The sequence below is a fragment of the Levilactobacillus zymae DSM 19395 genome (assembly GCF_001434115.1).
In the GTDB taxonomy this organism is placed as follows: Bacteria; Bacillota; Bacilli; order Lactobacillales; family Lactobacillaceae; genus Levilactobacillus; species Levilactobacillus zymae.
In genome coordinates this window covers 81,048-106,920 of the sequence record NZ_AZDW01000037.1, presented here as the reverse complement: position 1 = coordinate 106,920, position 25,873 = coordinate 81,048, and the positions used below count along the sequence as shown (strand labels likewise).

Here is a 25,873-nt window from a genome sequence, read left to right as displayed (position 1 = left end):
GGTTCCTATGACAACCTTAAATCAGTATCTGGATGCCGGCGCCGCTAAACTCCCCGCGGACTTAGTGATCGAGCACGGCACCCTGGCTAACGTCGATACCGGGGAATTTTACCCGGCCGACGTGGCCGTTTATCAACAACGCATCGTCGCCGTGGATGACGACGTGAGCGCCTACGTGGGGCCGCAAACCCGCCACATCGACGCGACCGGGAAGACCCTGGTACCTGGTCTGATTGACGGGCACATCCACGTGGAATGCAGTAAGTTATCGATGACCCGTTTCGCCCAACTGGCGGTCCCCCACGGCACCACCAGCATCGTGTCCGGGCTGGACGAATACATCTCGGTGATTGGGGTCCAGGGTCTAGACGAGATCTTTGCCGAAATCAAAAACTTGCCCCTGAAAGTCTTCTGGGGGTTGCCCTACAAGACGCCCTACACCATTCCCAAGTCGACCATCGCCTACAACGTCACGGCGGCCGACCACGAACACTACCTGCCGCAGGAAAACTGCTACGGCGTGTGGGAGACCGTTAAGGAGGCCGTGGCGACCCAGGACCCTGACACCCTAAAGGCCCTGGAGTTGGCCAAACGCTATCATAAGCCAATCTTCGGCTGTTCGCCCATGACGCAGGGCCGCGACCTCAACGCCTTTTTGATGAGTGGCGTGCACATCGACCACGAAAGCTACAGTCACCAGGAGTTTCTAGAAAAGGCCCGTAAAGGCTTGCGGGTGGTGATTCGGGAGTCGTCCGTGACGAAGTTTTTGGCCGAAAACATTCGGGCGTTGACCGAGGGTCCAGCCGGTGTCGCCCGGCACATCAGCTTCTGTACCGACGACGTTAACGCCCGCGACGTCCTGGCGCACGGTCATCTCGACCACATGGTCCGCTTGGCGATTCAGGCCGGCGTCGCGCCGATGACCGCCATTCAAATGGCCAGTCTCAACGGGGCGGAGGCCTACCACGTCGACGATACCGTGGGGTCCATCGCCCCCGGGAAGGACGCCGACATCCTGCTGGTCGACCATCCCGGGACGTTCAACGTCGAGACCGTCATCAGTCGCGGGCAGCTGGTCACCGAAAACGGCCAGCCAGTCCGGACCTTTACGCCACCGAAACGCAGTGCGGCCCTGCAAGGCCAGTTGAAACACGCGCTCCTGACGCCCGCCGAATTTGACTACCCGGTAGCCGCAACGACCGGGACGGCCCGGGTCCGGACGATTCACAGCGTGGGCCCGTTCGTGCGTAAAGCCAAGGACGTCACGCTCCAGATTCGCGACGGGCGGGTCCAACCGGATGCCGCTCAGGACGTGGCGGCGGTGTCGGTGATCGAGCGTCACGGCGTGAACCAGAACCACGCGCGCGGTTTCATCTCGGGCTGGTCGATCATCCACGGCGCCATTGCCACCTCGGCGGCTCCCGATGATAATAACCTGGTGGTGGCCGGTATCGATTCCGCGGACATGGCGCTAGCCGCCAATACGCTGATCGACTGCGGCGGGGGCCAGGTGGTCGTGGACCACGGCCAAGTGGTGGCGCTCTTGAAGCTGCCTATCGCCGGCATCACCACGGACTTGACGCCCAAGGACTTAGCCGCAAAGGAAATTGAGTTGAAACACGCGGCCGAACAGTTAGGCAGCACCCTGCCCGACCCGTTGTTCTACCTGTCATTTCTGCCCATCACGGCCATCCCCGACCTGGCGATTACCGATGGCGGAAACGTGGACTACACGCAGTTAACCTACTTTGACCCGATTTTGAAGATTTCTGAATAGTTTGGAAGACGCGAAAGGCGGCCGTTCGAGGGAACGACCGCCTTTTTAGCACAAAAAAGCCGACCCGCTCTCGCCAGTCGACTCCCCCCAGCCCAACTCTCGGTTTGGGCCAAGCACTGCTATTTACCGTTTACCAAGCTAAGTAGGTAAACAGATTCGTGGTAAAACTAATGCTGCGCGTGCTGTGCCAGCCAATCCCGGTGAAGCCACCGAAGATGTCGTGGATACCCGCAAACACGTTGACGCTCGACCAGGCGTGAACACTCACGCTAGTCCAACTAATCACACCGAAGCCGCCATTCGTTTGACCGCCACAGTGTGGATGGTTACCGTGATGCCCACCGTTGTGTTGACCATCCGTCGCCGTCTTGGTGTCCGTGACCCGCACCGTTGCGGCGGGATTGGCCTTACTCAACGTAAAGGCCGCCCGCTTCGTCGCCAAATCGTAACCCGCTGGAGCCTTAGTTTCGACAAAGTAGTAATCACCTAACGCCAACTTCGTCACGTTGAGCTCACCGGCCGCATTGGTAGTCAGGTTAGCCTGGACTAACTTACCAGCCTGGGTAAACAAGCTGTATTGGGCGCCCGCTAAGGCCGCGTTAGTCTTCGCATCCGTCTTGATCAACTTTACGCGCCCCTGAGTAACGGCTGGCTTCCCCTGATTACCGGTGGCACTACCGTCACCGCCCCAGGCAATCGTGGCGTGCACCAGGCCCGTGACCGGCGTGTCGCCATTAGTAGCCGTCATGCTAACCTCATTGGCCCAGTAATTAACGCTCGGGATACCCGTGATGGCTGCTTGATAGTTCAAGTTAACGCCCTTGTCGACGTGGTCAAATTTCATCGTGATGGTGTTCCCATCGACCGTCACGTCCGGCGTGACCGTGCCGCCATCCGGCGTAAATTGACCGTCCTTAAACGTCCCCGTTTCCGCCTTGACGGAGCCGGCCACGTAGGTTTGGTCGTCACCCAATTTATCGGTCAACGTTACGTCCTTCAGGTCTTTACCGTTGGGATTAAAGGCCACGTTCCAGTTCGCCGTAGTGGGATGCCCCGCGACCAACTTGGTATCCGATAGCCAACCGATCTTGTTGATCAACCATTGCGCGTTATCCTGGTTAGTCACGGTCTTGCCGTTAACGCCCAGTTCCAAGGTCCCGTGCCGGTTCAGGTTGTGGGTGACCAGGTAATCGTTAAACGTGATGGTCCCGGTCGTACTGTCCTTCTTGATATCGAAGGTCCCGACTTGGCTGTGCGTTTCGGGATCGTTGATGGCAAAACTATAGTCGTAGGTTGGGCGCACGTTGGCCGGTAACGTCACCGTCGCCGTGTCACCGCTCTTCAACGTCACGTCATCGTTTAGCGACCACTTGTACGCGGCCGTGTAGGCGCTGTACTGGTCCAGCGAATGCGTCTTGGATTGCGTCTCGCCGGCGTCGTTGGTGATCACGGCATCGTCCGCCGTTAACCCGTTCGTGGCCACGGTGCTGGCGTCCGCATGAACGCCCCCCGCAACCAGCGTCACTAGAAAAGTGACCAGAAGTAATAAACCGGTCCGCCAAGACTGTTTTGGTGCTGTCTGAACATTAAGCAAAATTCCCATCTCCAAAATTAAGTCTGTGATTGACTAGGCCTCCTCCCGTGAGGTCTTAAGCCACGATGTGTGATGCGTTAAGTGCCGCGCAAAGGCTAATACGATACTGAAAAACAGGGCCAGGTAGACGTACGATACCCAGAGTGGCAGGCTCAACCAGAAGCGTTTCGCTAAGGGCGGCTCTTGGTGTCGTCGCAAATCCCCCAGGTAATCCAGGGTGAAGGTCCCACCCCAAAGTAGCGACGCGCCGGCCAATACCAGGAGTAAGCCCCCGAAACTGCCCACGGCGCTAAGCGAGGTCAACTGACCCCAGCTTTGCCGCCAAAACAGCCAAGTGATGGTCACAATCAGGCTGTCCGCCACCAGGTTCAGGTAGGGTTGACTCAGAAAATAGGTCACCCCCACCTTCTGCCGCCAGCTTAACGTGGTACTTCGGAGAACCCGCGGCAAGTAGCGCTGACAGTCCAGGTTCCCCTGCACCCACCGACTCCGTTGCCGCACAAATTTTTTCAGCGAGGAGACCGCCTGTTGGGACACGTAGGCTTGTTCCTCGTAACTGATATGTAGGCCGTGAAGCATCAATTTGATGGTCAACTCATAGTCGTCTAGTAGTGCGTTGCCCCAGGGATGGGGTCCCAGCGCCGCAACGATGGCGTCCAACCGGAAGAACTGGCCGTTACCGCTCAAGCCCACGGTGTGCCAGTAATTTCTGGCGAGCTGAGCGCGGTTGTTCACCGTGAAGAATTCCAGGTCCTGCGACGCCTGTAACCCGTTTTTAAAACGGGGATACATCTTGACCCGCAGCTGAACCGCGGCGGTTTGCGGATCGCTGAAGTGCCGGTCCAGCCGGGCAAACGTGTTGGGTGTCAACTGGCCGTCCGCGTCCACGACACCGATGACCGTTTCCGGTCCCAGGGTTGTGGGTTGGTGGCGTAACGCGTCCAGCGCAAAGTTGAGCGCCGCCCCCTTTCCCTGCTGAGCGTTCGGCGCGACCCGTCGCAAGCAACGCACTCGCGGGTCTTGGATGGCCTGAACAATGTCCGCGGTGGCGTCCTGGGAGCCGTCGTCAATCACCACGATCTGACCGACGAAGTCCAACGCTAGTAACGCGCGGACCGTGGTCCCAATCACGGCCGCTTCGTCCACGCACGGCACCAAGATGAGGTACTGATGTCGCGTCGCCAGAGTCGTAGCCGGTAAGGTTCCCGGCTCCTGCCGCCAAGCCGCCGACAGGATAAAACTGATGAAAATGTAGGCCAAAAACGTAAAGACCACCAGGACATACCCTAGATTAAGCAGGCTGGTCATAACTGCGAGTCCCCGTGACGGTTAATCCAGTGAACGGATAGGCCGCTAATTGCAATCGCAAAGAGCAACGCGACGGACATCACGCCGAAATACTGACTGAAAAACGTCAAGCCGACTTGCCAAAACGAGGCGTCGGCCTGCCCCGGTTGGACGGCTAACACTGAGCCGCCAATCCCCATCCTTAACAATTGCGAGCTACTCATAAAAAACATTCCCCCTAAATGAATGAAATTGTTTGTCTCACACATCGGTGAAAGTATAACATTGTTTTTAACCAGCCACAATATTATTTATGCGCTAGATGAATCATCAGGTAGTCGGTTCTTGGGGTAAAACGTCAGTCGGATTTACGGCGATCACTTGTGCTGTTAAGCCAACTTTTTGATTAAAATCATCCGCAATGTTCAAACTGAAGTTACTGTTATACCGGGAGTTTGACACCATCTCGTCGTGTTTTTTATTTTTGCCAAATGGTGACCTGAGCTTTAATTTAATCAGCGCCTACCCCCCTAAATTTCATGACGTAAATTCGGCATAATTTTTTATGAAGTATTTTTATAAAGGCCGCCCCTAAATCGTTTTCAGTATGCTCAATTTAATTGCCCGCCAATCGCTCGGGCCCTAGTCGATTGTTCACCAAAAAAGGTCCGCTCAGCTCTCACTGAACGAACCCATAAGTCTAATCTAAACCATTTTCCATGTTTCCCACAAAGTAGCGCTTACCGTTAACCTTGTAATTCTGCCAAGTTCCCAGTGAATCGTAGGTGTCATCGACAGGGAAGAACGACTTGCTGCGCTTCTGGTTAAGGTCCTTAATGGTCAGGCGGTAATGGTGCTTGGCCACCTTTTTGTTCGGCAAGCCCTTGACCGGCGTCCGGTAATCAACGGTCGTGGTCCGGCCCTTGACCGTGACCTTGGTGACCTTCGCGGCACTCGTTGGCTTCCAGACGTTGTTGGCCGCCATCCGCCACTCGCCACCGTTCGGCGCAAACTTCGCCATGGCCGTCCCGCTATAGGCCTGCAGGTAATTATCCAATGTCAGGTAAAAGGCCGCCGGTGTGGTCAGCCCCATATCGTTCGTTTTAAAGCCCGTCCCCTTTTGGAACAACAGGGTCCGCACGGGTGCCTTCAACTTCACGTTCTTGAAATTCTTCTTGGTAAACGGCACGGAAATCATCCCGTGATATTTTAACTGCTTTAGCCGTTGGTAATGTACGGCCCCCGAGGTAAACGCCGCGCGAATCACGATGTTTCCCTTTTTGTCCTTATCGGCTTGTGAGCCGCCCAGGCCAGCCACGGCCAACAGGGACCCCTTCTTCTTGATCAGGGGTTTGTACGTCTTGCCGCTCTTCTTCAAAATCCCCACGTCCATGGTCTTCTTCAACCGGACGTAACCTGTGGTGTCCCGTAAGTACGCGCTTTGTGCCGTGCCCGGTAACGCACTGGCGTGGACGGTCTGCTCGTGGCCTAACGCAAGTCCCAAGACCCCCGCCGTGACGGCTAAGGCCCCCATAACAATCTTTTGCATAGTAGTCATCCTCCTCTATCAACGAGCAATTTTACACTAGTAATAGTTAATTGTAGTTTTCAATTTGGTTACAAATGAATTTAACTAGATTTTCAGGATGCAAAAATCGATCATCCCCAGCCGCGCAGGTCAGGAATGACCGATTTCATTAACTTAAATTGGGGCTAGTGCGTCGAACGGCGCCGAACAAACGGGATTGCCAATAACGCTAACAGCAAGGCCCCGAGTGCCGACCAGCCGCGACCGTCCCGTTGCCCGGTCTGGGGTAACGTGGTCGCCGCAACGCGGGTCGGCGTCGCCTTAGCCGGTTGGGGCCCGGTGATTCCGGTCGCTGGCTGCGTGGCCGTTACTCGTCGTGGGTGACTGGTAGTTGCTACTGCTGACGCCTGCCGCAGATCGGCAACTTGGGCGGACGCGACCGCTTGCCGGGCCGTAGCCGCAGCGACCGTCTGCGCTTGTGGGCGAGCCGCTCGCTGAGCCTTCCCGTGAGTCCGGGTAGCGTGGGCCATCTGGACCTTAGGCCACGTCTTCAGAGCAGCCAGTGACGGGGTTGGGGCTAAGCGGTCCTGGAAATGTAGAATCTGGGGCCGTTGCGGGTCCGTGGTGTCGACGACCGTGACCTGCCCGTTCTTTCCGTGGAGCGTCACGGTCGCGGTCGGTGCGGTCACCTTTTGGGTGGTCGTGTGACCAGCGGCGACCTGGTCCACCGTGATGACCTGCGTGGCGGGGTCATAGGTATAAATGGTCTCGCTCTGGTCCGGCCACTGCTTAGTCACCGTGACCGGTGACGTCACGATCGTTGGGACCGTGGGAGCATCAACGGTCACGGTGGGTTGTGGAGCCACGGTCAACCGTCCCGGCAAAACGTGTAGCTCATAATTCTGGTTGTCGCTGGTCACACCGATAGCGTACTGGCCAACGTACTGGGCCGCCGGACTGACGTATTGCAAATGCAAGTCCGCCAAGGTATCCCCCGGTTTGAGGGTCCCTGAGACCAGTTTGGCCGTATTTTGCGGGTTCCGGTCGCCGGCATACTTCTGTTGATCAGCCACTCGAATCGTGAGTTGCCGCGGTTTGACCACTAAATAACTCGCTCGCAGCATCTTCACCGCGTAATCCGGATTCCCCACGCCGAGTCGGGCTTGGGCAGCCGCAGTCAACCGAATGGTATACGGGTGACCGACTTGTAGCGCCGTAGCTGGCACCACGTGTTGCGTGTCGTCCACGATTTCAAAGTCCGTGGGCGCTAAGGTGACCAGTTTCCCATCGACATGGGCTTGGCCCGTAGGCGTCGGCACACCCCCGTAATCGACGACGGTGTCCAGGGTGACGGCACTGACCACGGCGGGCGTGATTTGGAGCTGACCGGGCGTGACCGTGACCTGGTAGTTCAGTCCGGTGCCCTGCCCGGTGATGGCGTAGGTACCGACATCTTCACCGGTATCCCGCGTCAGCGACAGACCTAACGCCGCCAGTGTATCCCCGGCGACCAATCCCGTAACCGGAACGGTCACTTGTGGCTGCGGGTCGGCGTGTCCGTAAGTCTTGGCCTGATTGGCCAACGTCACGGTGATGGGCCGGGGGGTGATGGCCAGGTAGACTGGCGTGTCATCGAAACTGACCGCATAATTTTGACTATTCGACTGCCCACTTAGCAAATAGGTACCCACGTTTTCACCGTCAGCACGCGTTATCGTTACACCTAACGCACTAAGTTGGTCACCATTAACTAACTGGGTCTGAGCAGCAGCGGTTAAGCCCAACGCCGGATCAGTCTCACCGTAAATCTTGCTTACGGCTTGCATGGCTACTGTGACTGGCCGCTGGTCAATCGTTAGGTAGACCGGGGTTTTATCGAAACTGACCGCGTAATTTTGACTATCGGACTGCCCATTTAGCAGGTAGGTGCCAACGTTTTCACCGTCAGCACGCGTTATCGTTACACCTAAAGCACTGAGCTGATCACCATTAACTAACTGGTTTTGGGTATCAGCCTTTAAGCCCGACGTCGGGTCAGGCTCACCATAGGTCTTGCTTACGGCTTGCATGGCTACTGTAACTGCCTGCTTTTTAATCGTCAGATAGACTGGCGTGTCATCGAAACTAACCGCGTAATTTTGACTATCGGACTGCCCATTTAGCAGGTAGGTGCCAACGTTTTCACCGTCAGCACGCGTTATCGTTACACCTAACGCACTAAGTTGGTCACCGTTAACTAACTGGGTCTGAGCAGCAGCGGTTAAGCCAAACGCCGGGTCAGGCTCACCATAGGTCTTGTTTGCGCCCTGAATGGTTACCGTGACCGCCCGTTTGTTAATGGTAAACTGCCCTTCCTTGACAACTTTAATCACATAATTGTCATTGCGCGTGGATGCCAACCTAATTCGATAAGCATCCCCGACAGTCTGACCCGAATCACGCATCAGTACCACGTGCAAACTATCCCGATCAATCGGCAACTCACTCTTATCAGCGTTGACTACCGACCAACTAAATTGTGGATCAACGGCACCATATGTCTTAGAATTGTCCGCAATCGTTAAGTAGAGACTACGCGGCGAGATGGTTAGGGTTCCTGGCGCTACCGTCACGTCATAGTTGGGGTTAGCTTTTAACTCTGGCGTTATCCAGTAAGTCCCGATCGTTTCACCTGCTTCACGGGCGAACTTCAAGACAAAATCATCAGGGTCAAGTTTCGCCAACGTTTCCCCGCTCGTCGAAGCATCGGTCGCCGTCCAAGTCCAGGTTGGGTCTGCTTCCCCGTAAACCTTCTGGGCATCGTTCACGGTGACCGTGACAGGCCGGGGATTGATGGTCAAGGTGCCATCATCGACGGACGATACCTGATAGTTCGGATTACCAATTCCATCTAGATGAATGGCGTAAGCTCGATGGGCTGTCTCACCCTCATCCCGGGAGAACTTGGCCCCCAGGGTATCGTTCCCCACCAACGCATTGGTGGTTTTACCGGTAAAGCTTGACGCTAATTTCACTTCTGCCACACTAAATTGTGGATCGGTAATGGCCCCGTAAGTCTTCGTCGCGTTGGCCACCGTGACCACGATGGGCCGGGGGGTTATCGTCAAATCCCCTGGCGTTACCTTGGTCACGTTATAGTTAGTATTCTCCCATGACGCTAACTTTATCCAGTAAGCCCCGACCGTTTCACCTGCTTCACGGGCGAACTTCAAGACAAAATCATCAGGATCGAGTTTCGCCAACGTCTCCCCACTTGTCGAGGTATCGGCCGCCGTCCAAGTCCAGGCTGGGTCTACTTCCCCGTAAACCTTCTGGGCGTTGTTAATGGTGACCGTGACGGGTCGCGGATTGATGGTCAAGGTGCCATCGATGGACGATACCTGATAGTTCGAATTCTTAATCCCAACCAAATGAATGGCGTAAGTTTGCTGGGCTGTCTCACCCTCATCTCGGGAGAACTTGGCTTCCAGGGTATCGTCCCCCACCAACGCATTGGTGGTCTTACCGGTAAAGTTTGACGCTAGTTTCACTTCTGCCACACTAAATTGCGGATCAGTAGTGGCCCCGTAAGTCTTCGTTGCGTTGGCCACCGTGACCACGATGGGCCGGGGCGCAATCTTTAAGGCCCCCGGGGTCAGCGTTATCGCGTAGTTTGGGTTCCTCGGGTTGTTCGGGTCGTCTGGTGCCAGCGTAATGGCATAGGTGCCCACGTTTTCGGAATCCTTAAGATCGGCCGTCTTGGCGCGCTTCAGCGTCACGTTTAAGGCGGCAGCCGTATCCTGACCCACTAAGTTGTTGTCTGGTTTGTTTGGATCAAGATGGAACGTCAAATCCGGGTCGGCTTCCCCGTAAACCTTGGTAGAGTTATCCGCTATCAGTGCCAGGGGTTTCGCCACAATGGTGAATTTCCCTTGGTCGTCTAGGGTCACCTGGTAGTTTGAGTTATTAAAGGATTTCAACCTAATGTCGTAAGTCCCCGCAGTTTCACCCGAATCCCGGACTAACGTGACCCCCAAATCCGATAACTGGTCCCCATTCTTCAGGACCTTAGCCGAATCACTGGTCAGGTCTAGCGTTGGATCCGCTGTCGTGCCGTAAGTCTTTCCGTGATCCTGCGCCATGACCGTAACGGCCAGTGGGTCCACGGTCAACGCAGCCGTGTCAAACTTCCAGTTATAATTCTTATCTTGTTCGAGCGTTGCTTGCGCTGCCGCGCTATACCGTAAAACGTATTGGTGAGCGACTTGTAGGCCCGCTGCCGCGGTAACGATCTTCTGGTCGGTTGCATCCCAGATTTCCAGCCAACTGGCCTGGAAGGGGTGCTCAGCCGCAGTGCCCCCCAAAGTCGTTGCGTCAGGCATCTGGCCGTAAGTCACCTGGGCGGCGTTCACCGTGGCGGTCGTCGCTTGCGCCTTAATCGTCAAGAGACCTGGTACGAATAGACCGGCGTTCGCTTGGTCCGGCGCCAAACTCTTAAGGTAGTCTCGTCCGGCGTCCGACAGGGTTACTTTGTAGGTCCCCACGTTTTTCGGCGTGGCTACCTGCGTTGAAGTCGCCTGCTGGACCAGATAATACGTGAAGTAGGTGTTGAGCTGAGCGATTTGATCCGCCGTAAGCTGGGTGCCAAAGCCCTCCCCTAACGCCACCACGTGTCCCGTACGTTCGGGTTGGTTGTAGGTTTCCGACCAAGACGGCAGAGACGCTAACATGTTCTGGGCGTCTTGGTTCTTGGTGGTCAACTGCTGTAAGTCCGCCTTAAATTCGATCAACAGGTTCTGGGCCTTTCTCAAGGCGGCGTAACCGTCCTGCCCACCCGTGTAAATTTCATTGGCCGTAGTCGCCGTCATCGCGCCCTCAAAGGCCTGCTTCGCCGCCCCGTTACTGGTCGAGACGTTATTGTAAATCCCCGCTACGGTACTCAGTAAGGCGTCGGCCGAACTGATTTGGTCCGGGGTCAACCCACTGATCGCCACGAATTCATCGTGCATCTTTTGGGCTTCGGCCTTGTACTCATCAGCCGACGTTTGATTCTTAATGGCCTGCTGGTCCCAGTACGTCAAAGTCGCTTGGTCGGGCACCAGGATCGTTGCCACGGTTTGGGGATTCGTTTCATCCGTTGAATCCGTTGCGGCGGCCGCGCCCACCGTCGACCAGTAATAGGTGTTGGTCGTGGTGGTGTCGTCCTTAGGCGTCTGTTGGACCGTTTCGCCCGCGATGGCTTGACCGGTTCCCGCCGTTTTGGTAAACGGCACGGTCTGACCGTCGACCGTGGTCCCTCTTCCCCGATAGTAGTGGGTAATCGGTGCCGCGGTATCCGTCGTGGTGGTCGTGGCCGGTTGCGTCGTGGTCTGATCGATCGGTAAGTTGGCGTAGGCCGTCTTTTCCCCGTCAGCCGGGGTCGCTAAAACCACCTTGGTGGGCGTGTAACCCGGGATCTGCACGATGACCGGTTGCCCCGCGACAGTAGTGACCGTCTGCGGTTGTAACCCCGCAATGGGTTGCCCCGTTTTAGCATCGACCGGGGTGACCACGGCCTGGTACGCCAAGCGAACCGGCACGGTCATGGTCTGACCGTCGCCATCCTTGACCGTGTAGGTGTAGTAGGTCCCATCCGCAATGGTGCTGTCCCCGTCCACGGTATGGGCGGTACCGGTACTAGTCGTCCCTTGCGTCCCATCGACCACGTAGACGTTTCCCGCCGAATCCGTCGGTAAAACGGTGACCAACGACGGATCGACTTCTCCCGCGGCCACGGCCCGGGCGGCCGCCGCTTGCGTGGAGAAGACCGAAATCGTATCCCCGATGTTGGCGACTGCCGTCACGGCGGTCTTGTCGAGCGGCGCGTCGTTATCCGCCGAATCCACCAGCTTCACGGTCAACGGAATCGTTTTGGGAGTGTAACTAAACTTGTCGATGCGCGCGGAGTAGTCGTTCCAACTGCCCCCCGTCGACGCGGCCACCGAGATCGAGTACCCGGTACTGATATCGGCGATGTGACGCGTAAACTTCCCATTGTCCAGCACCACCGTTAGCTGTTGGCGCGTTGAGTCGTAGTCCATGGTAAATTCATTGAGTGGGTTGACTTGGCGATCGTTCAGACCCACCTGACTAGCGGCCTCCCAGTCCGTATCGGCTGGGCGCTGCAGTCTGCCGCTCGCGTCGGTCGTCCGCCACCCCACGTAGGGCTGCCAGTTACCAGACGCGTCGGTGGGGTCGTTGTAATCGTTCACATTGGCGTATTCATCGTAGACGAAGCCAAAGGCGTTCGCCAGACCACCAATCCCGAGGTTCCCTCCGGAGCCCCCCTGGGTCGCCTTGGCGGGATCGCCCGGTGCGAAAATGAAGCCCACGCTATCGGCCCCGCCGGAGGTTCTGGTCCCAATCCCCAACGCGCCGGACATGGAGAAGTTGTGACTAAAGTCGATTTCGTGTTCAAACGACACGTGAGCCGATTGGTGCCCCTTAACGGATGTAGATCCCCCGTAAGCATTGTAATAGGTATGTACATCGTTACTGGTCAACGCCACGGTGCCGTCTTTACCAATGGTCTGCGTGGTGGTGTTCTTGGTGGGATTGGCATCCTGATCACTGCCGTCTCTGTTTTCCACCTTAGCCGTAAAGTGACTCGCAATCTGGTCAGCGGTCAAACTAACCTGTGACTGGTCGACGCCGACGTTTACGTTCTGGTTGGGCGTCAAAACGGGATAGGTCTTGGCCGTAGCGGCAGTTGGCGTCTCGGTCGGAGTGGTATCTGGCTCAGTCGTGGTGGTCGTTTCTGGCTGTGGCGTGCTAGCGAGCAGGGGTGCTGGCTGGGCCGCACTCGAATTGGCTGGCGCGGCCTGAGTCGGATTCTGATTCGGAGTGTTCTGACCGGCCGGGGTTGGGGCCGCCGGAGCTGATGCGACCGGAGCCGCCGATTGGGGAGCGACCTGTTCGGTGGTCGGTGCCGTAGCGGCCTGGGCCGTGACCGGCGTGGTCCACCCGGCAATCGTGGCCGCGGAAATGGCGACCACTAAGCCCCCAAATAACCGGGCTTTGACCTTCCAGCCCGTTCGACTCTTATAGAGGATAAAATTCTTTTTCGTTAGTTGTTGCTGTGCTTTTTGTTTCACGGTTCATTCATCTTCTTTACTGAGTTAATTGGCGACTCACAACGTTGACCGGAGGGCGTGGCTGACGATGCTTGTGCTGGACAAGCCACCTTACCGGAAACCGGGGGTTTTGCCGTTTTAGCTGTTCGAGCGAGTTCGGTGTAGGCTGGCGCGATGATTTCCTGTTCTAAGTAAGCGGGACTGCCCACTAGGCTCAGGGTGCTTTCCCACCAGTACAGGTCGCGTTTGACGAAGAAATCGTCCAGTTCCTCCGGCAGGGCCTGCACCTGATCCCGTTCGATAAAGAGAATCAAATCGGTCAGATAATTCAACTTGAGCTGTGATTCAACATAGAGGTCTGCCTTTTTGTCGGTGGCCATCACCGACCATCTTTGGTTGGGATAAAGCCGCGACCAGAGTCTGTCCGGAACGTTCAACGTTTTTTGGAGCGTCATCGTTGTTTTCCGTAACGTCAAGATGCGGTCATAAATGTTCGCAATGGTCTGTGCGTAAGCGGCACGATAGGTCGTCATGAGTTGCCCCCCCTTTTTCGGCTAGTGCCGGTAATCACCCACTAGCCGGTTTAAAGTTCCGTGATGGGTTGCGCCAATTCTTTCTTATGTAGGTTGTAAATAAAACGGTCGGTCGCGGATTGACGGCCACCCGAGAAAATTGAACCCGTCACTTAATTTTCAGTATAGTGTCATTAGGAAATACATTCAAGATGTATACTTTTATCATTACTAACGTTACAACTACACAAAATGGTAACTACATTAACATCTTTTAAATAACTAATTATTTGGTCGTTTGCCAGTTAACTTTCCACCCTTAAATTAATAATGGCAAAACCGCTAAACCATAGGCATTATTTTTTATTAATTTTAATAATTATCAAAAATTCCAATTTTATTGATCATTCAACTGATTGAATCGCTTACAAAAGATAAGGTTTGTATACCGAATTACCAGAGCGGCTGATAATCATTTTTTTCAAAAAAAGAGCCACCGGAATGACGATTCCGGTGACTCTTTTGCTGTAATTATGGTATTAGTCTACTTTTCGGACCGGCGCTTCCAGCCCACAATACCACCCAACAAGCCCAACAGTGTCAAGCCCCACCAACCGGTGGTCTTTTGCTCGTTGGTCTGCGGTAATTTAGTGGCCGTGGTGCCCAGTTGGTTAAGCGTCCGCTGAGACGTGGCGACCGGCGCACTCACCTTTGTCGGGGCGGCGACTTGAGTAGTCGCTGGCCGGACCGGCGTGGTGTTGGTTGGCGCCTTAACGGTCACGCGGTCGGCCTGGTTACCCTGAACGACCTTTTGCGGCTGTGGTTGTGGCGTTACGGGTTGTGGGTGTTTCGTCCCCGGAACACTCGGTGCCGTGGTGCCTTGGTCACCGTCACCACCCGTTGCCGTGATTGGCTCGTAAACGTAAGTGACCGTATCGGCCGTGGTGCCAAACGTCCCCGTGGCATTAGTTGGGGTGCCCGTTAACCGGTAGCCAGCCACGGTGATTGGGGCTGTCGTGTAGGCATCCCCCTGCTTACCCGTAAGTACCACGTCGGGGCCGAGTGCTTGTCCCGTTGTGGTTTGGTAGTGCACCGTAATGGTGACCGTCGGCGTTGGCGTCACGACTGGTGGCGTTACGACGGCGTCCTTGGTGTAAACGTAGGTGATGGTCTGCGCGGTGGCCGCAAATTGGCCCGTGGCGTTCGCCGGCGTGGTGGTCAAGGTGTACCCCGCAATGGCCTTCGCTTGCGTGGTGTAGTCCATGCCCACTTGACCCGTTTGCGTTTCAGCCGGAGCTAAGGCGTTGCCCTGGTCATCTTGGTAGTTCACCACGATTGACGACATCGCCTTGGTGTAAATGAAGGTGACCGTTTGTGGCGCTTCCGTGAATTGGCCGGTAGCGTTGGCTGGCGTGGTGACCAGCTTGTAGCCCTTAATCGTCTTGGCCGTTGCCGTGTAGTCCGTGCCCACTTGACCCGTCAGCGTCTCCGCTGGGGCTAAGATGTTACCCTGGTCATCCTGGTAATTGATCACGATTGACGACATTGCCTTGGTGTAAACGAAGGTGACCGTTTGTGGCGCTTCCGTAAATTGACCGGTAGCGTTGGCTGGCGTAGTGACCAGCTTGTAGCCCTTAATGGTCTTAGCTGTCGTTGTGTAGTCCGTGCCCACTTGGCCCGCTAGCGTTTCAGTTGGCGCTAAGGTGTTGCCCTGGTCATCCTGGTAGTTGATCACGATTGACGACATCGCCTTGGCGTAAATGAAGGTGACCGTTTGTGGCGTTTCCGTAAACTGGCCGGTAGCGTTGGCTGGCGTGGTGACCAGCTTATAACCTTTGATGGCCTTGGCCGTCGCCGTGTAGTCCGTCCCGACTTGACCCGTTTGCGTTTCGGTTGGCGCTAAAGTGTTGCCTTGGTCATCTTGGTAATTGACCACGATTGACGACATTGCCTTGGCGTAAATGAACGTTACCGTCTGTGGGGCTTCCGTAAATTGACCGGTGGCGTTGGCTGGCGTAGTGACCAGCTTATAACCTTTAATGGTCTTCGCCTGCGTGGTGTAATTGGTGCCCACTTGACCCGTTTGCGTTTCGGTTGGCGCTAAGATGTTACCTTGGTCATCCTGGTAATTCACTACGATTGACGACATCGCCTTGGTGTAAACGAAGGTGACCGTTTGTGGCGCTTCCGTAAATTGACCGGTAGCGTTGGCTGGCGTAGTGACCAGCTTATAACCTTTAATGGTCTTCGCCTGCGTGGTGTAATTGGTGCCCACTTGACCCGTTTGCGTTTCGGTTGGCGCTAAGATGTTACCTTGGTCGTCTTGATAATTGACCACGATCGATGACATCTGCTGGTCGTAGACAAACGTGATGGTTTGCGCGTTTTCGGTAAACTTACCCGTGGCGTTGACTGGCGTGGTCACTAACTGGTAACCCGTGATGGGTTTCGCCGCAACCGCGTAAGCCGTGCCGACTTGCCCCGCCTGAGTTTCGGCTGGCAGCAGGTTATGTCCCTGTTTATCCTGGTAGCGAATCACGATCGACGACATCTGCTGGTCATAGACAAACGTGATAGTTTGCGCGTTTTCGGTAAACTTCCCGGTCGCGTTAGCCGGCGTAGTGACCAACTTGTAGCCCGTAATCGTTTTTGCCGTGGCCGCATAGTCCGTGCCGACTTGACCCGCCTGGGTTTCCGCGGGAACTAAGTCGTGGCCCTGCGTATCTTGATAATGAATCGTAATCGACGACATGGCCTGATCGTAGACAAACGTCACGGTTTGTGGCGTGGCCGTAAATTGGCCCGTGGCGTTCACCGGTGTGGTGACCAGCTTGTAGCCCGTAATCGTCTTAGCCGTGGCCGCGTAGTCCGTGCCCACCTGACCCGTCTGCGTTTCGGCGGGGACCAGGTCGTGGCCTTGGGCGTCCTGGTAATGGATCACGATCGACGACATGGCTTTCTCGTACACGAACGTCACGGTTTGCGGTACCAACGTGAAGACGCCTTGGGCATCCCCCAGCGTTTGCTTGAGCTGGTAGCCCGTAATCGCCTTTTGGTCCGCCGTGTAGGCGTCTCCGTACTTACCGTTCAAGGTGGCACCAGGCGCTAAAGCGGTCCCATTTTCATCCACGTAGGTCACCGTGATGGGCGCGCCATCCGCTTGGTTGTACACGTACGTGACCGTGATGGCGTCTTGGCCAAACGTCCCCGTGGCGTTAGTTGGCAATTGTGTCTGATCCAGCGTGTAACCCGTGACCGTCTTCGGGCTCGTGGTGTACGTCTGCCCCACGGCGCCTTGGTCCAACACATCATCGGGAGCAATGGCGTTTCCCTTTTGGTCCTGATAATGGACCGTTACTGCGGCGGCCGCTTCGGCATCCGTGATGTATGGGGTAAAGTAGGTGGCAATCCTGTAACCCTCTTGATCATAGTAATTGGCGACTAAGTAGTAAGTGTAGGGCTGCCGATGAACCCCAACTCCATAGCCAGCAGCTGAACTGGTGGTTGGTCCCGGGGTCACTTGTTTCTTTAAAATCGTGTACTTGACCTGCGTATCACTAACCGCTGTCCCATCAGCTCCCCGTCGAAAAGTATTTATCGTCATGGGGGTTCGCGTATAGTACGTCCAGTAGTCATCCCCGCCAACACTTGTCCAGGAAACTTCTTGATAAGTTCCGACCGTTGCGCCATGATTTTGCGGTAACTTCACTCCCATATTAGATAGGGTGACCGTATCTTGGCCCGCTTTAATGTAGACCGGATCACGGTAGAATTCCTGATCAATTATATTCAAGCTATCCGTAAATTGGGCTTCATTCAGCATCGAAAAATCCTGAATAGAGTTGTTGACAGCTGATAAGTACGTCAACTTTTTCATGTTTTCCAACGGTGTAATGTCACTGACTCGATTATTTGAAATCTGTAACCAGGTTAGATTTGTCAAATTTTTAATTGGCGAAATATCCGTAATGTCACCGTGTTGATAGCCCGGCGTTTTTCCGTTATTCGTAGAATTTAAGGTGTTTAGTAAATCCAACTTTTGAAGATTCGTGGCGTACTGAAGGCCGTCGATAGAATAGGACGTTTTGCCATCAATGTAAGTCGAAAATTGAGTTTGTAACGAAAACCCTTTAAGTAATAACAAATCACTCTTGGTAATATCCGCAACCGAGTTCCAAACCTTGGCCCCTGGTTTGGAATCATAATCCGGGTCTAAAAAGTTTTGATTCCGTGATGACCAGCGCGTATTTTGGAAAGTCGCCAATAGAGCCTGCTGCAGCGCCTTGTTAGGCATCCACTCGTCAATTGGGGCATCGTCATACACTAATTTCTGGTCCGTCTGGTCTGCTTTGGCAGCCAATGCGGCCGGGGTCGCCGATTTAGCGGTCAATTGGTCGCTTTCCACTTTAGCGGTTGGCAAGGCGTCCTTGACCACACCGTCCTTAGCGGCATCTTTAGCGGGCGTTGCCGGTTGTTCAGCCGCGGCTGGTTTCGTCGTGGGCGCTGGCGTTTCTGCTGGTTTAGCGGGTTCTGACGACTGCGACGAGGAATCCGCGGCGGGTTTCGCTGAGCTGGCTTGATTAGTAGACGATTCTATGGCCGGATCAGCGGCCAGTTGGGGCGTTGACGTGGCGGCCGAAGACGTTGAGGTCGCGGCAGATGACGCTGGCGTTACTGACTTGGGCGCACTGCTGGCCGGAGCCGATTTTGTTGCATCTGTCGCAGACGATGCCGTAATCGTCGTGGTGTCTGCTTCGGACTGAGGCGTCGCATCCGCATGAGCTGGCGCCATTGTACCGAACGTTAAGGTTGCCGTGAAGATACCGGCGACTACCCAAAATTTCCCTTTTTTATACATCTTATAATGTGATTGTGAATTCATTGGCTTAAACATGATACCTCCCCCTCCCAAACTAGGAATCCTGATTTGAAGACCACTCACGTTCACTAATCGGCTTACTATGTAAACTAAAAAGTAAATATTATTTATAATTTTATTGTATCTTTTATACAGGGGCGTGTCCATCAATGGGTATTACGAATAAGGTGATTAAGCCTTAAGAATCATCCATTATCCTTGACATATCAGCATTTAGGTTGGATTGCCATTTAAGGCCAGATAATTCAAGCCTAATGGGACTACCGAACATTAATTGGAAGTAATGAATATTTTGTCAAAAGCCGAAAGAAAATAGCAACACATTTAAAAAGATGTCTAATTAATTATTGATGTTCCACTAAAATTATTAAAGCTAAAAAAATAACCAATCGCTAAGGACTGGTTACCCTTTAGAATTCGAATTAAACTATCAACGTTGTGGACACTATTTAATCTAATGGCCCGTTCAACGGTGAGTACTTGTTCTGGTGGAACTGTTGCGGCTGTTCGGCTACTCGGCCCGCTGGCGTGCCCCAAACGGCATTGCGATACAGCCACTGCTTGATGACCAACCCTCGCCCGGCCCGTTGGTAATCACGTAACTGGGTCTGGTACCAGTCCAACTTGTCCGCCGGAATGGCCAAGACGCCCGCTCCGTCAGCCAGCATCACGGCATTGGCCGCCACTAGGGCCGTTCGTTGATTACCGGCTGGAAAGAGTTGCCAGCGTGACAGGTAAAGTAAGACCTCCATCGCTCGTTCCGTAGTCGATTTTTGGGTGGTCAGGATCGCTGTCAGGTCCCGTTGGGCGCGCGCCGCCACCGGAATTGGCGGTACCCACCCGTCCGCATCAGAACTGAGTGTGACCGTTCGGAGTTGCCCGGCCCCCGGCGTGCCGGCGCACACCTGTTGGTTCAGGGTCCAGATGTCCGTCGCCACTAGGGGCTGATCGTGAGCGAGGACTTCCTGGTAAGCGCGTTTCAGATTCTGACCCGCAACGGTTTCCGGACCGGCAACCAGACCGTCTAACCGGCCTGTCACGGTTACCAGCCGCTCCAGGTTTCCGGTGACCAACTCCCGGGTCGCGGCCCGGTCAAACGCGTATTGATTGGCAAAATTCATGTTAAAACTCCCCCTATTCGCAGGGACATGAGCCCCCGTTTTTACTAACCTAGTCATGGTACGCGCCCAACTAGGCCCAATGCAAGGGAATTCTTAGCCGGCCAGCTAATCAGCCGTGACGGTCAGGTCGATCGTATCCCCGCCACCGGCCGCGTGGACCCAATAACTCCCGGGCCCTTCCATGGCTAAAATAAAAGCACGCTACCCTAAACGGCATAGCGTGCTGATTGAATTTGATAAAGTGTTCTTGTTGGGCCAGAGACGTTGGTAATAGTAAAAACCTTAGTAACGGCAACGCGAACTGAGATTGAATAGCTGGACGCGACTTGCCACTAACTTAATTTACGCGGTAAGTTCACCATCACCCGAATTAAATAAAAGATTCCTAATATTAAGAATACGTAAGCCGGCACTGCTCGCAGCACGGCCACCGGCGTTTCAATCAACATCGCTCGCCAGAATTGAAATCCGTGCATCTGCCAGATTCCCGGCGTCAGGTACCAACTTTTCACGTGCCACAGGCCACTCCAACCAGCGGTCGAATTGCGTACGCAGGCCCCCGCGTACAGGAAAAATAGAACTGTGAACGTCAGACTAAACTGTAAGTAGCGTTGTCGACTCCGGGCGCGCGACTGGCTATCCGAAAAAATATCGTGATCCGCGGTGACCGTGGTTTGTTGAAAGTATTGAGCCCCACCATGTCGACTACCAGTAATCAGGCGCCAGCCGCTATCGGCGAATAATTGACAATAATCCGCGTAATTACGTTGTGACATGGCTTTATTGCGAAAATCGAGGCGCGTGTACGGATTGACCGTCGCCGTTTTCGTCAGCGGTGTAAACGTATAAAGGGCCAACCACCGGGTAACATGACTCAGCCGGTAACCACCCGCCTGCACCGTATTGATCCAGGATTCCTCGGCATCCAACGTAAAAAACAGATGAACCTTTTTCATAACCTTACTCCCCCTAATAGCCTAACTGTGTCGCCAAGTTCCCCAACTGGCGCAAGCGTTGAATCTCCTGTCGTAAAATGTCTTGACCTTGAGCCGTTACCTCATAGACCCGGCGGCGCTTATCGGCACTGGGAACTTCGTGAATCCAGCCCAGCTTCAATAAGTTTTCAATCGCGCCGTACATGGTCCCCGCAGCCACCTTCACGGCTCCGTCACTCAGTTCTGTGATTTTCTGAATGGCACCATACCCGTGCAACGGCTGGGTTAAGGCCAGTAAAATGTAGGTCGTGGTTTCGGTCAAGGGCAAATGACGATTGCGTGTCATTCGGACAATGCCTTCTTTCTTATACAGTGGTACTATATATCGTTTAACTGTATATAGTCTAACTGCTTAGTTTTGGAAAAACAAGTACTCGGGGAAAACTTGGTATTAACGTGCTTATAAAAAGGTAAAAGAATAGCGCCACCAAGCGGTTGGACTTGGTGACGCTATTTTAGTCAATCTTTAGCTGGCATCCGCGTCTTCCTGCACAAACGTGTGCTTATCATCCAACACGTACTGGAACTGCACCGCATTCAACATCAAACTAGCCCGGAACAACGCCTTAATGCCCTGTTCGTTACTCATAACCACAAAGAACTCCCGGTCAGTCCCACTGACTCGTTGGAAGTCCTCATATTCTCCCTTGAAACCTTCTTTGCGGAACAGTGCGATAATCTTCATCATTTCAACTTGCGTAACTTCTTTAGTTGCCAAATTCAATCTCTTTTCTTCTCTTATAGTTGTGTTTAAATGGTGCCTGTTTAGTGTCCACCGTGGTCACTCTCTAACTCAGCCAGCTTATCTTCAATCAATTGATTAGCTATCCCAAAGGCCTTCAACCGCCGTTTAGCCAAAGTTAGCTGGGACTTGTACCGACTAGGATTCTCTTTAGCTTCAAAGGTCTTCACGACCTCCCGAATCTTATGCAACGTTGAGTCAATTTGACGCTTAGCTTCCAGTAGCTCGTCAACCTCATACATCCAAAGAGCCCTCCCTCGAATAGTCCCAAGTAACCTAAATTAAACGACCAAAAGTGACCAATTAGTGACCACCGGTGTCGAAACGTGCACCTACCGGGCAGCCAGCTCCGCTTAACCCCATTAGGCCAATTAGCCCAGCCCAGGCTAATCATCCTAATGCCGTTAATGCTCACTGCCTAACCGCCCTGCGGCACACTCTAATTTTCCCCACGAAAAAGCCGACCCTGCGTAAGCCGGATCGGCCTTCAATTAAGCTGGCAATTACTTGCCCAACTTAACCTTGTTCGTCATGTTTAACTTGTCATCGAAGTCGTAAACCACTGGTTCACCAGTCGCCATTTCGAGGTCCATGATGTCGTCATCAGAGATCCGTTCGATGTACTTGCTTAAAGCACGTAATGAGTTTCCGTGGGCTGCGATGATGACGTTCTTGCCATCCAGCAACTTAGGCGCGATTTGGTCTTCCCAGAATGGCATAACCCGTTCCAAGGTAACCTTCAAGTTTTCACCACCAGGGATGATGTTTGGATCCAAGTCAGCGTAACGACGATCGTTCACAGCGGAACCTTCGTCATCAGCACTCAACAGTGGAGGCAACACATCGTAGGACCGACGCCAGATGTGCACTTGGTCGTCGCCGTACTTTTCAGCCGTTTCCTTCTTGTTTAAGCCTTGTAATGCGCCATAGTGCCGTTCGTTCAAACGCCACGTCTTAGTTTCTGGAACCCAAAGTTGGTCGGATTCTTCCAAAACGTAGTGTAACGTCTTGATGGCCCGCTTCAGAACTGAAGTGTAAGCGTAATCGAATTCCAAGCCGGCTTCCTTAACTTTCTTCCCAGCAGCCTTTGCTTCTTCGACACCCTTTTCACTCAAGTCAACGTCAACCCAGCCAGTGAATTGGTTGGAAAGGTTCCATTCACTTTGGCCGTGGCGAATCAGTACTAATTTTGCCATTATTTAGACCTCTTTCTTCTTAGTTTTACCCTGTTATTTTACACCATCTCCCCGGAAATTTCAGCATTATTCCCATTTTAACCCCGCGGTTCACCAGGTAACCGTTTTCTTCTCGTTGGACCCAAAAAGCCAGGTCGGTCACCCAATCTGGCTTACTGATTTAAGTTAAGGTTGCTTACGACTGACAAACGCGAGGCCTAACCCGATGATCATCAAACCACCGAAGACCACGCCAGCATAGTTGGTGGCGTCATTAGTTTGTGGCAAACGTCCCGTAGCCGTAACGGGCAATGCGGCACTGACCGCAGAACCACTAGTCATGGCATTGGGCTGCGTTACGGATTGTGAACCAGCAATTGCCGCTTGAGTCCCGGATTGTGGTAACCCAGCGACCGTACCGCTGTTGGCCGGCACCGTAGCACTTTGACCACCGGTAACCGGTTGACTCGATTGCGCACTCGAACTCGAGCTCATCCCCGGTGCCAGCACGCCCTGACCGGACGAAGCGACACTGGAGCTAGCAGCACTGCTGGAGATTCCCGGCATACTGGAAACGGCGCTACTGCTAGTCGCAGAACTCGAGGTACTCGATGAGGTGCCGGGTACCGTGACACTTGGCGTCGATGACGTTTGACTCGACGACTCGCTTGGAACCGTGACCGGTGTAGAAGACGATTGACTCGACTGCGAACTACTGATCACGCTAGAAGAACTCGACGAACTCGATGAACTAGAAGCACTCGATGAGCTTGACACACTAGGTTCACTAGGCATCGTCGCGGAGCTAGAGGCACTCGGTTCGCTACTGGATTCCGCGGATTCATCCGAAGAATCATCTACGCCACCACCGGCGCCATCGGTCATGTGACTGCTGGATGAACTGTCGACTTCGTTGGAGCTATCTTCATCGACACCGCCGCCAGCACCGTCAGTCATGTGACTGCTGGATGAACTGTCGACTTCATTGGAGCTATCTTCATCGACATCGCCACCAGCGCCATCGGTCATTGGCTCGCTAGACGAACTATCTTCGTCAACGCCGCCACCGGCACCATCGGTCATGCCACTGCCGCCCACGGTGACCGTGGTCGTTGCGTGACTCGTCACGGTGGAAGAAGCCGGCGCCTTAGCGGGGGCCGACGAACTAGAACTGCTGGACAAACTCGATGAGGACGCCGTTGAAGAACTCGTTGGCGTCTTGACCGGATCTGAGTCGGTCAGGCCGTCCCAGTTGATTTGACTCGTGCTGGCGTGCCCGGCAACTTCGGCCGTCGCCATCCAGTTACCGTTTAACCCACTGACTTGGGGTGTAGTTCGGTAATAGACCGCGATCGGCGCGTTCACGTCGCTAAACGCCACCGTCAGTTGTTGGCCTAACGTGGTGGTGCCGTTCACGGTGACCGTCGGTGTTAATTCGTGGCCGCCGGTACTGCTGAAGGATCCATCGGCATTAAACGTCCCGGTAGTTGCCGTGACGCTACCGGGGACGTAAGCCTGTCCCGGACTCAACGTGTTGACCAAACTCGCACTTCCCAAATCTTGACCGGTCGAGTTGAAACCGACGTTCCAGGTCAACTGATTGGGATAATTGTTCGCATCCCGGCCGGTGATATTACCGTTCACATCGACCGACCAATTAGCCGTAGGGGTGGTGGCAGCTTGTGTCGTCACTGGGATGGCTAACGGGATAATTCCCATAATCATGGCAGACAAACTCGTCATGATGATCTGACGTAATCTGCGCATTAGAACTCCCCCTTTTTGGGCCCAACGCCTTAGAAAAGACATTGGTCGAACTGTTCATCTTCAGCGTAGCCCCGCCCAAGAACCGATGATAACTTTACCGATGGATTACCCCCTGGTTAGACAACTGATGCGGCTTAACTACCTCTCAAAAAAACGGTGACTCTCCGCAGAAAGTCACCGTTACTTCATTTATTATTCGGAATGGTCCTGGTCATCGTCGTGATGGTGCCGCCGTTTCCCGTGCGTTTGCCGGTATTGGCGGAGCTTCTCGACGTCGACGCCCGGGTGTAATCCGTGGACCGGCCGCACACCCAAGATATCGAGGAAGAAGGTGAAAATGGGAACCCCCACGATCAGGCCCCAAACGCCGAAGAGTTGTTCGCCCGCCAACAACACCACGAAGGTGTAGAAGATGGGCAGCTCCGTCCGGCTAGACATGAACTTGGGATTCAAGACGTAGGCTTCTAACGCGTGGACCACCACGATCATCACTAAGATATAGACGATGTAGCGGTAGCCGCCCACGGAATATCCCAGCACGGCCAGTGGAATCACCGACACGATGACCCCGGCCACCGGCACCAGGCTGAGGATAAAAATCATAATCGCCAGCGTTGGCAACTGCGGCATCTTCATGATGGCCAGAATGGCCGTGGTAATCACGGTGTTGCACATCGCGATGAAGAATTGAGCCTCCAGCACCACGCCGAAGGTATTGATAAATTTATCGGCGAAGAACTTGATATCCTGGAAGACCCAGCCGTAGGTACTGGTCAAAAACCGTTGGGAAAAGGCCGTCATCTGCTTGCTTTCGATGGTAAAGAAGAAGCTGAGGATCATCGACATGAAGACCGTCAAGCCAAACGAGCCGATGGTTGAGACGTAGTTCAAGACGACCTTGGCGCCGTTTTGCACCTGTCCCAGCAGGTCCGAGGTACTGATGTAGTTGGTCACCCAACGGGCAATCTGGTTGGTGTCATTGTCCGGATTTTGATAAAACTTGTAGAGTTTCTCAATTCCGTGGACCGACGACGTCACAATCTGGGGCAGATACGTGGTCACGGCCCAATACAGCCCGCCCAAGATGATCACGTAGGTCAGCACCACGATCAGTTGCGTCGGAATCTTGACGTGCCGGCGCACGAACTTGACCAGCTGAAGCACCAGAAAGGTAAAGATAAAGGTCAGTAGAATCGTGTTCATTTCGCTGCGGACCAGCCACAGGATTAGGATGATAAAAGCTAGCACCACGAAGCGGCGTAAGCGAATGTTCGTTGTAAACCGTTCCCATAAATTCAAGGTCGAATCCCCCCACTCTTTTAGTCAGCTTTCATTATACCGCAACGCCCCCATTTCCCTAAGGATTTCCCCAACGGCAGACTAATCTACCAACGCCAGATCTTTA

At 54.2% G+C, this 25,873-nt stretch carries 16 protein-coding genes; 1 reads left to right on the top strand and 15 read right to left on the bottom strand.

Translation table 11 applies throughout. The features are described 5' to 3' along the window. Positions 1 to 7: 7 nt before the first annotated feature. Positions 8 to 1,777 carry an adenine deaminase C-terminal domain-containing protein gene (locus FD38_RS09415; RefSeq protein WP_057733588.1) on the top strand — a complete coding sequence of 590 codons (1,770 nt, stop codon included), beginning with the start codon at positions 8 to 10 and terminating at the stop codon, positions 1,775 to 1,777. A gap of 130 nt (positions 1,778 to 1,907) precedes the next feature. On the opposite strand, the gene FD38_RS09410 is transcribed toward FD38_RS09415, so the two are convergent. The 15 genes from FD38_RS09410 to FD38_RS09340 all read right to left on the bottom strand — a co-directional run bounded on the left by FD38_RS09410 (position 1,908) and on the right by FD38_RS09340 (position 25,767). Next, positions 1,908 to 3,371 carry a SpaA isopeptide-forming pilin-related protein gene (locus FD38_RS09410; RefSeq protein ID WP_162254319.1) on the bottom strand — a complete coding sequence of 488 codons (1,464 nt, stop codon included), beginning with the start codon at positions 3,369 to 3,371 and terminating at the stop codon, positions 1,908 to 1,910. A 33-nt stretch (positions 3,372 to 3,404) separates the two neighbouring features. Beyond that, entirely contained in the window at positions 3,405 to 4,679 is a 1,275-nt protein-coding gene (locus FD38_RS09405; RefSeq protein WP_057733585.1) for a glycosyltransferase family 2 protein, read from the bottom strand. Next, positions 4,676 to 4,882, bottom strand: a complete 207-nt coding sequence (locus tag FD38_RS09400; RefSeq protein ID WP_147007832.1) for a hypothetical protein — start codon at positions 4,880 to 4,882, stop codon at positions 4,676 to 4,678. Before FD38_RS09400 ends, FD38_RS09405 begins: the two co-directional genes overlap by 4 nt. Positions 4,883 to 5,358: 476 nt before the next feature. After that, positions 5,359 to 6,207, bottom strand: a complete 849-nt coding sequence (locus tag FD38_RS09395; RefSeq protein WP_057733581.1) for a hypothetical protein — start codon at positions 6,205 to 6,207, stop codon at positions 5,359 to 5,361. 164 nt (positions 6,208 to 6,371) lie between these two features. After that, on the bottom strand, positions 6,372 to 13,298 hold the full coding sequence (locus tag FD38_RS09390; RefSeq protein WP_057733579.1) for an MBG domain-containing protein: 6,927 nt from the start codon (positions 13,296 to 13,298) through the stop codon (positions 6,372 to 6,374). Further along, the gene (locus FD38_RS09385; protein ID WP_057733577.1) at positions 13,295 to 13,810 is read right to left on the bottom strand and encodes a hypothetical protein; all 516 of its coding nucleotides are present in this window, start codon (positions 13,808 to 13,810) and stop codon (positions 13,295 to 13,297) included. The genes FD38_RS09390 and FD38_RS09385 overlap by 4 nt, the downstream gene beginning before the upstream one ends. A 523-nt stretch (positions 13,811 to 14,333) precedes the next feature. After that, the gene (locus tag FD38_RS12795) at positions 14,334 to 18,683 is read right to left on the bottom strand and encodes a MucBP domain-containing protein (protein ID WP_162254318.1); all 4,350 of its coding nucleotides are present in this window, start codon (positions 18,681 to 18,683) and stop codon (positions 14,334 to 14,336) included. A gap of 434 nt (positions 18,684 to 19,117) precedes the next feature. After that, complete coding sequence (locus FD38_RS09375; RefSeq protein ID WP_057733573.1) at positions 19,118 to 19,789, bottom strand: hypothetical protein; 672 nt, start codon at positions 19,787 to 19,789, stop codon at positions 19,118 to 19,120. Positions 19,790 to 20,121: 332 nt separating this feature from the next. Continuing rightward, positions 20,122 to 20,745: a DUF2812 domain-containing protein gene (locus FD38_RS09370; protein WP_057733571.1), complete on the bottom strand. Its 624-nt coding sequence runs from the start codon at positions 20,743 to 20,745 to the stop codon at positions 20,122 to 20,124. A gap of 13 nt (positions 20,746 to 20,758) precedes the next feature. Beyond that, positions 20,759 to 21,070, bottom strand: coding sequence for a PadR family transcriptional regulator (locus FD38_RS09365; protein WP_057733569.1), 312 nt, complete (start codon positions 21,068 to 21,070; stop codon positions 20,759 to 20,761). A gap of 180 nt (positions 21,071 to 21,250) precedes the next feature. Further along, positions 21,251 to 21,502 carry a hypothetical protein gene (locus FD38_RS09360; protein ID WP_045808046.1) on the bottom strand — a complete coding sequence of 84 codons (252 nt, stop codon included), beginning with the start codon at positions 21,500 to 21,502 and terminating at the stop codon, positions 21,251 to 21,253. Between the two features lie 47 nt (positions 21,503 to 21,549). After that, positions 21,550 to 21,768, bottom strand: coding sequence for a hypothetical protein (locus FD38_RS09355; RefSeq protein ID WP_057733567.1), 219 nt, complete (start codon positions 21,766 to 21,768; stop codon positions 21,550 to 21,552). A gap of 261 nt (positions 21,769 to 22,029) precedes the next feature. Further along, complete coding sequence (locus tag FD38_RS09350) at positions 22,030 to 22,722, bottom strand: 2,3-diphosphoglycerate-dependent phosphoglycerate mutase (RefSeq protein ID WP_057733565.1); 693 nt, start codon at positions 22,720 to 22,722, stop codon at positions 22,030 to 22,032. A gap of 165 nt (positions 22,723 to 22,887) precedes the next feature. Continuing rightward, the gene (locus FD38_RS09345) at positions 22,888 to 24,468 is read right to left on the bottom strand and encodes a collagen binding domain-containing protein (RefSeq protein WP_057733563.1); all 1,581 of its coding nucleotides are present in this window, start codon (positions 24,466 to 24,468) and stop codon (positions 22,888 to 22,890) included. Between the two features lie 192 nt (positions 24,469 to 24,660). Then, the gene (locus FD38_RS09340) at positions 24,661 to 25,767 is read right to left on the bottom strand and encodes an AI-2E family transporter (RefSeq protein ID WP_057733561.1); all 1,107 of its coding nucleotides are present in this window, start codon (positions 25,765 to 25,767) and stop codon (positions 24,661 to 24,663) included. Between the last annotated feature and the right edge of the window lie 106 nt (positions 25,768 to 25,873).

Coding starts and splice junctions, on each gene's coding strand:
- FD38_RS09355 (WP_057733567.1), bottom strand. CDS start 21,768: ATGTATGAGGTTGACGAGCTACTGGAAGCTAAGCGTCAAATTGACTCA.
- FD38_RS09405 (WP_057733585.1), bottom strand. CDS start 4,679: ATGACCAGCCTGCTTAATCTAGGGTATGTCCTGGTGGTCTTTACGTTT.
- FD38_RS09385 (WP_057733577.1), bottom strand. CDS start 13,810: ATGACGACCTATCGTGCCGCTTACGCACAGACCATTGCGAACATTTAT.
- FD38_RS09415 (WP_057733588.1), top strand. CDS start 8: ATGACAACCTTAAATCAGTATCTGGATGCCGGCGCCGCTAAACTCCCC.
- FD38_RS09370 (WP_057733571.1), bottom strand. CDS start 20,745: ATGAAAAAGGTTCATCTGTTTTTTACGTTGGATGCCGAGGAATCCTGG.
- FD38_RS09365 (WP_057733569.1), bottom strand. CDS start 21,070: ATGACACGCAATCGTCATTTGCCCTTGACCGAAACCACGACCTACATT.
- FD38_RS09350 (WP_057733565.1), bottom strand. CDS start 22,722: ATGGCAAAATTAGTACTGATTCGCCACGGCCAAAGTGAATGGAACCTT.
- FD38_RS09400 (WP_147007832.1), bottom strand. CDS start 4,882: ATGAGTAGCTCGCAATTGTTAAGGATGGGGATTGGCGGCTCAGTGTTA.
- FD38_RS09375 (WP_057733573.1), bottom strand. CDS start 19,789: ATGAATTTTGCCAATCAATACGCGTTTGACCGGGCCGCGACCCGGGAG.
- FD38_RS09395 (WP_057733581.1), bottom strand. CDS start 6,207: ATGCAAAAGATTGTTATGGGGGCCTTAGCCGTCACGGCGGGGGTCTTG.
- FD38_RS09345 (WP_057733563.1), bottom strand. CDS start 24,468: ATGCGCAGATTACGTCAGATCATCATGACGAGTTTGTCTGCCATGATT.
- FD38_RS12795 (WP_162254318.1), bottom strand. CDS start 18,683: ATGTTTAAGCCAATGAATTCACAATCACATTATAAGATGTATAAAAAA.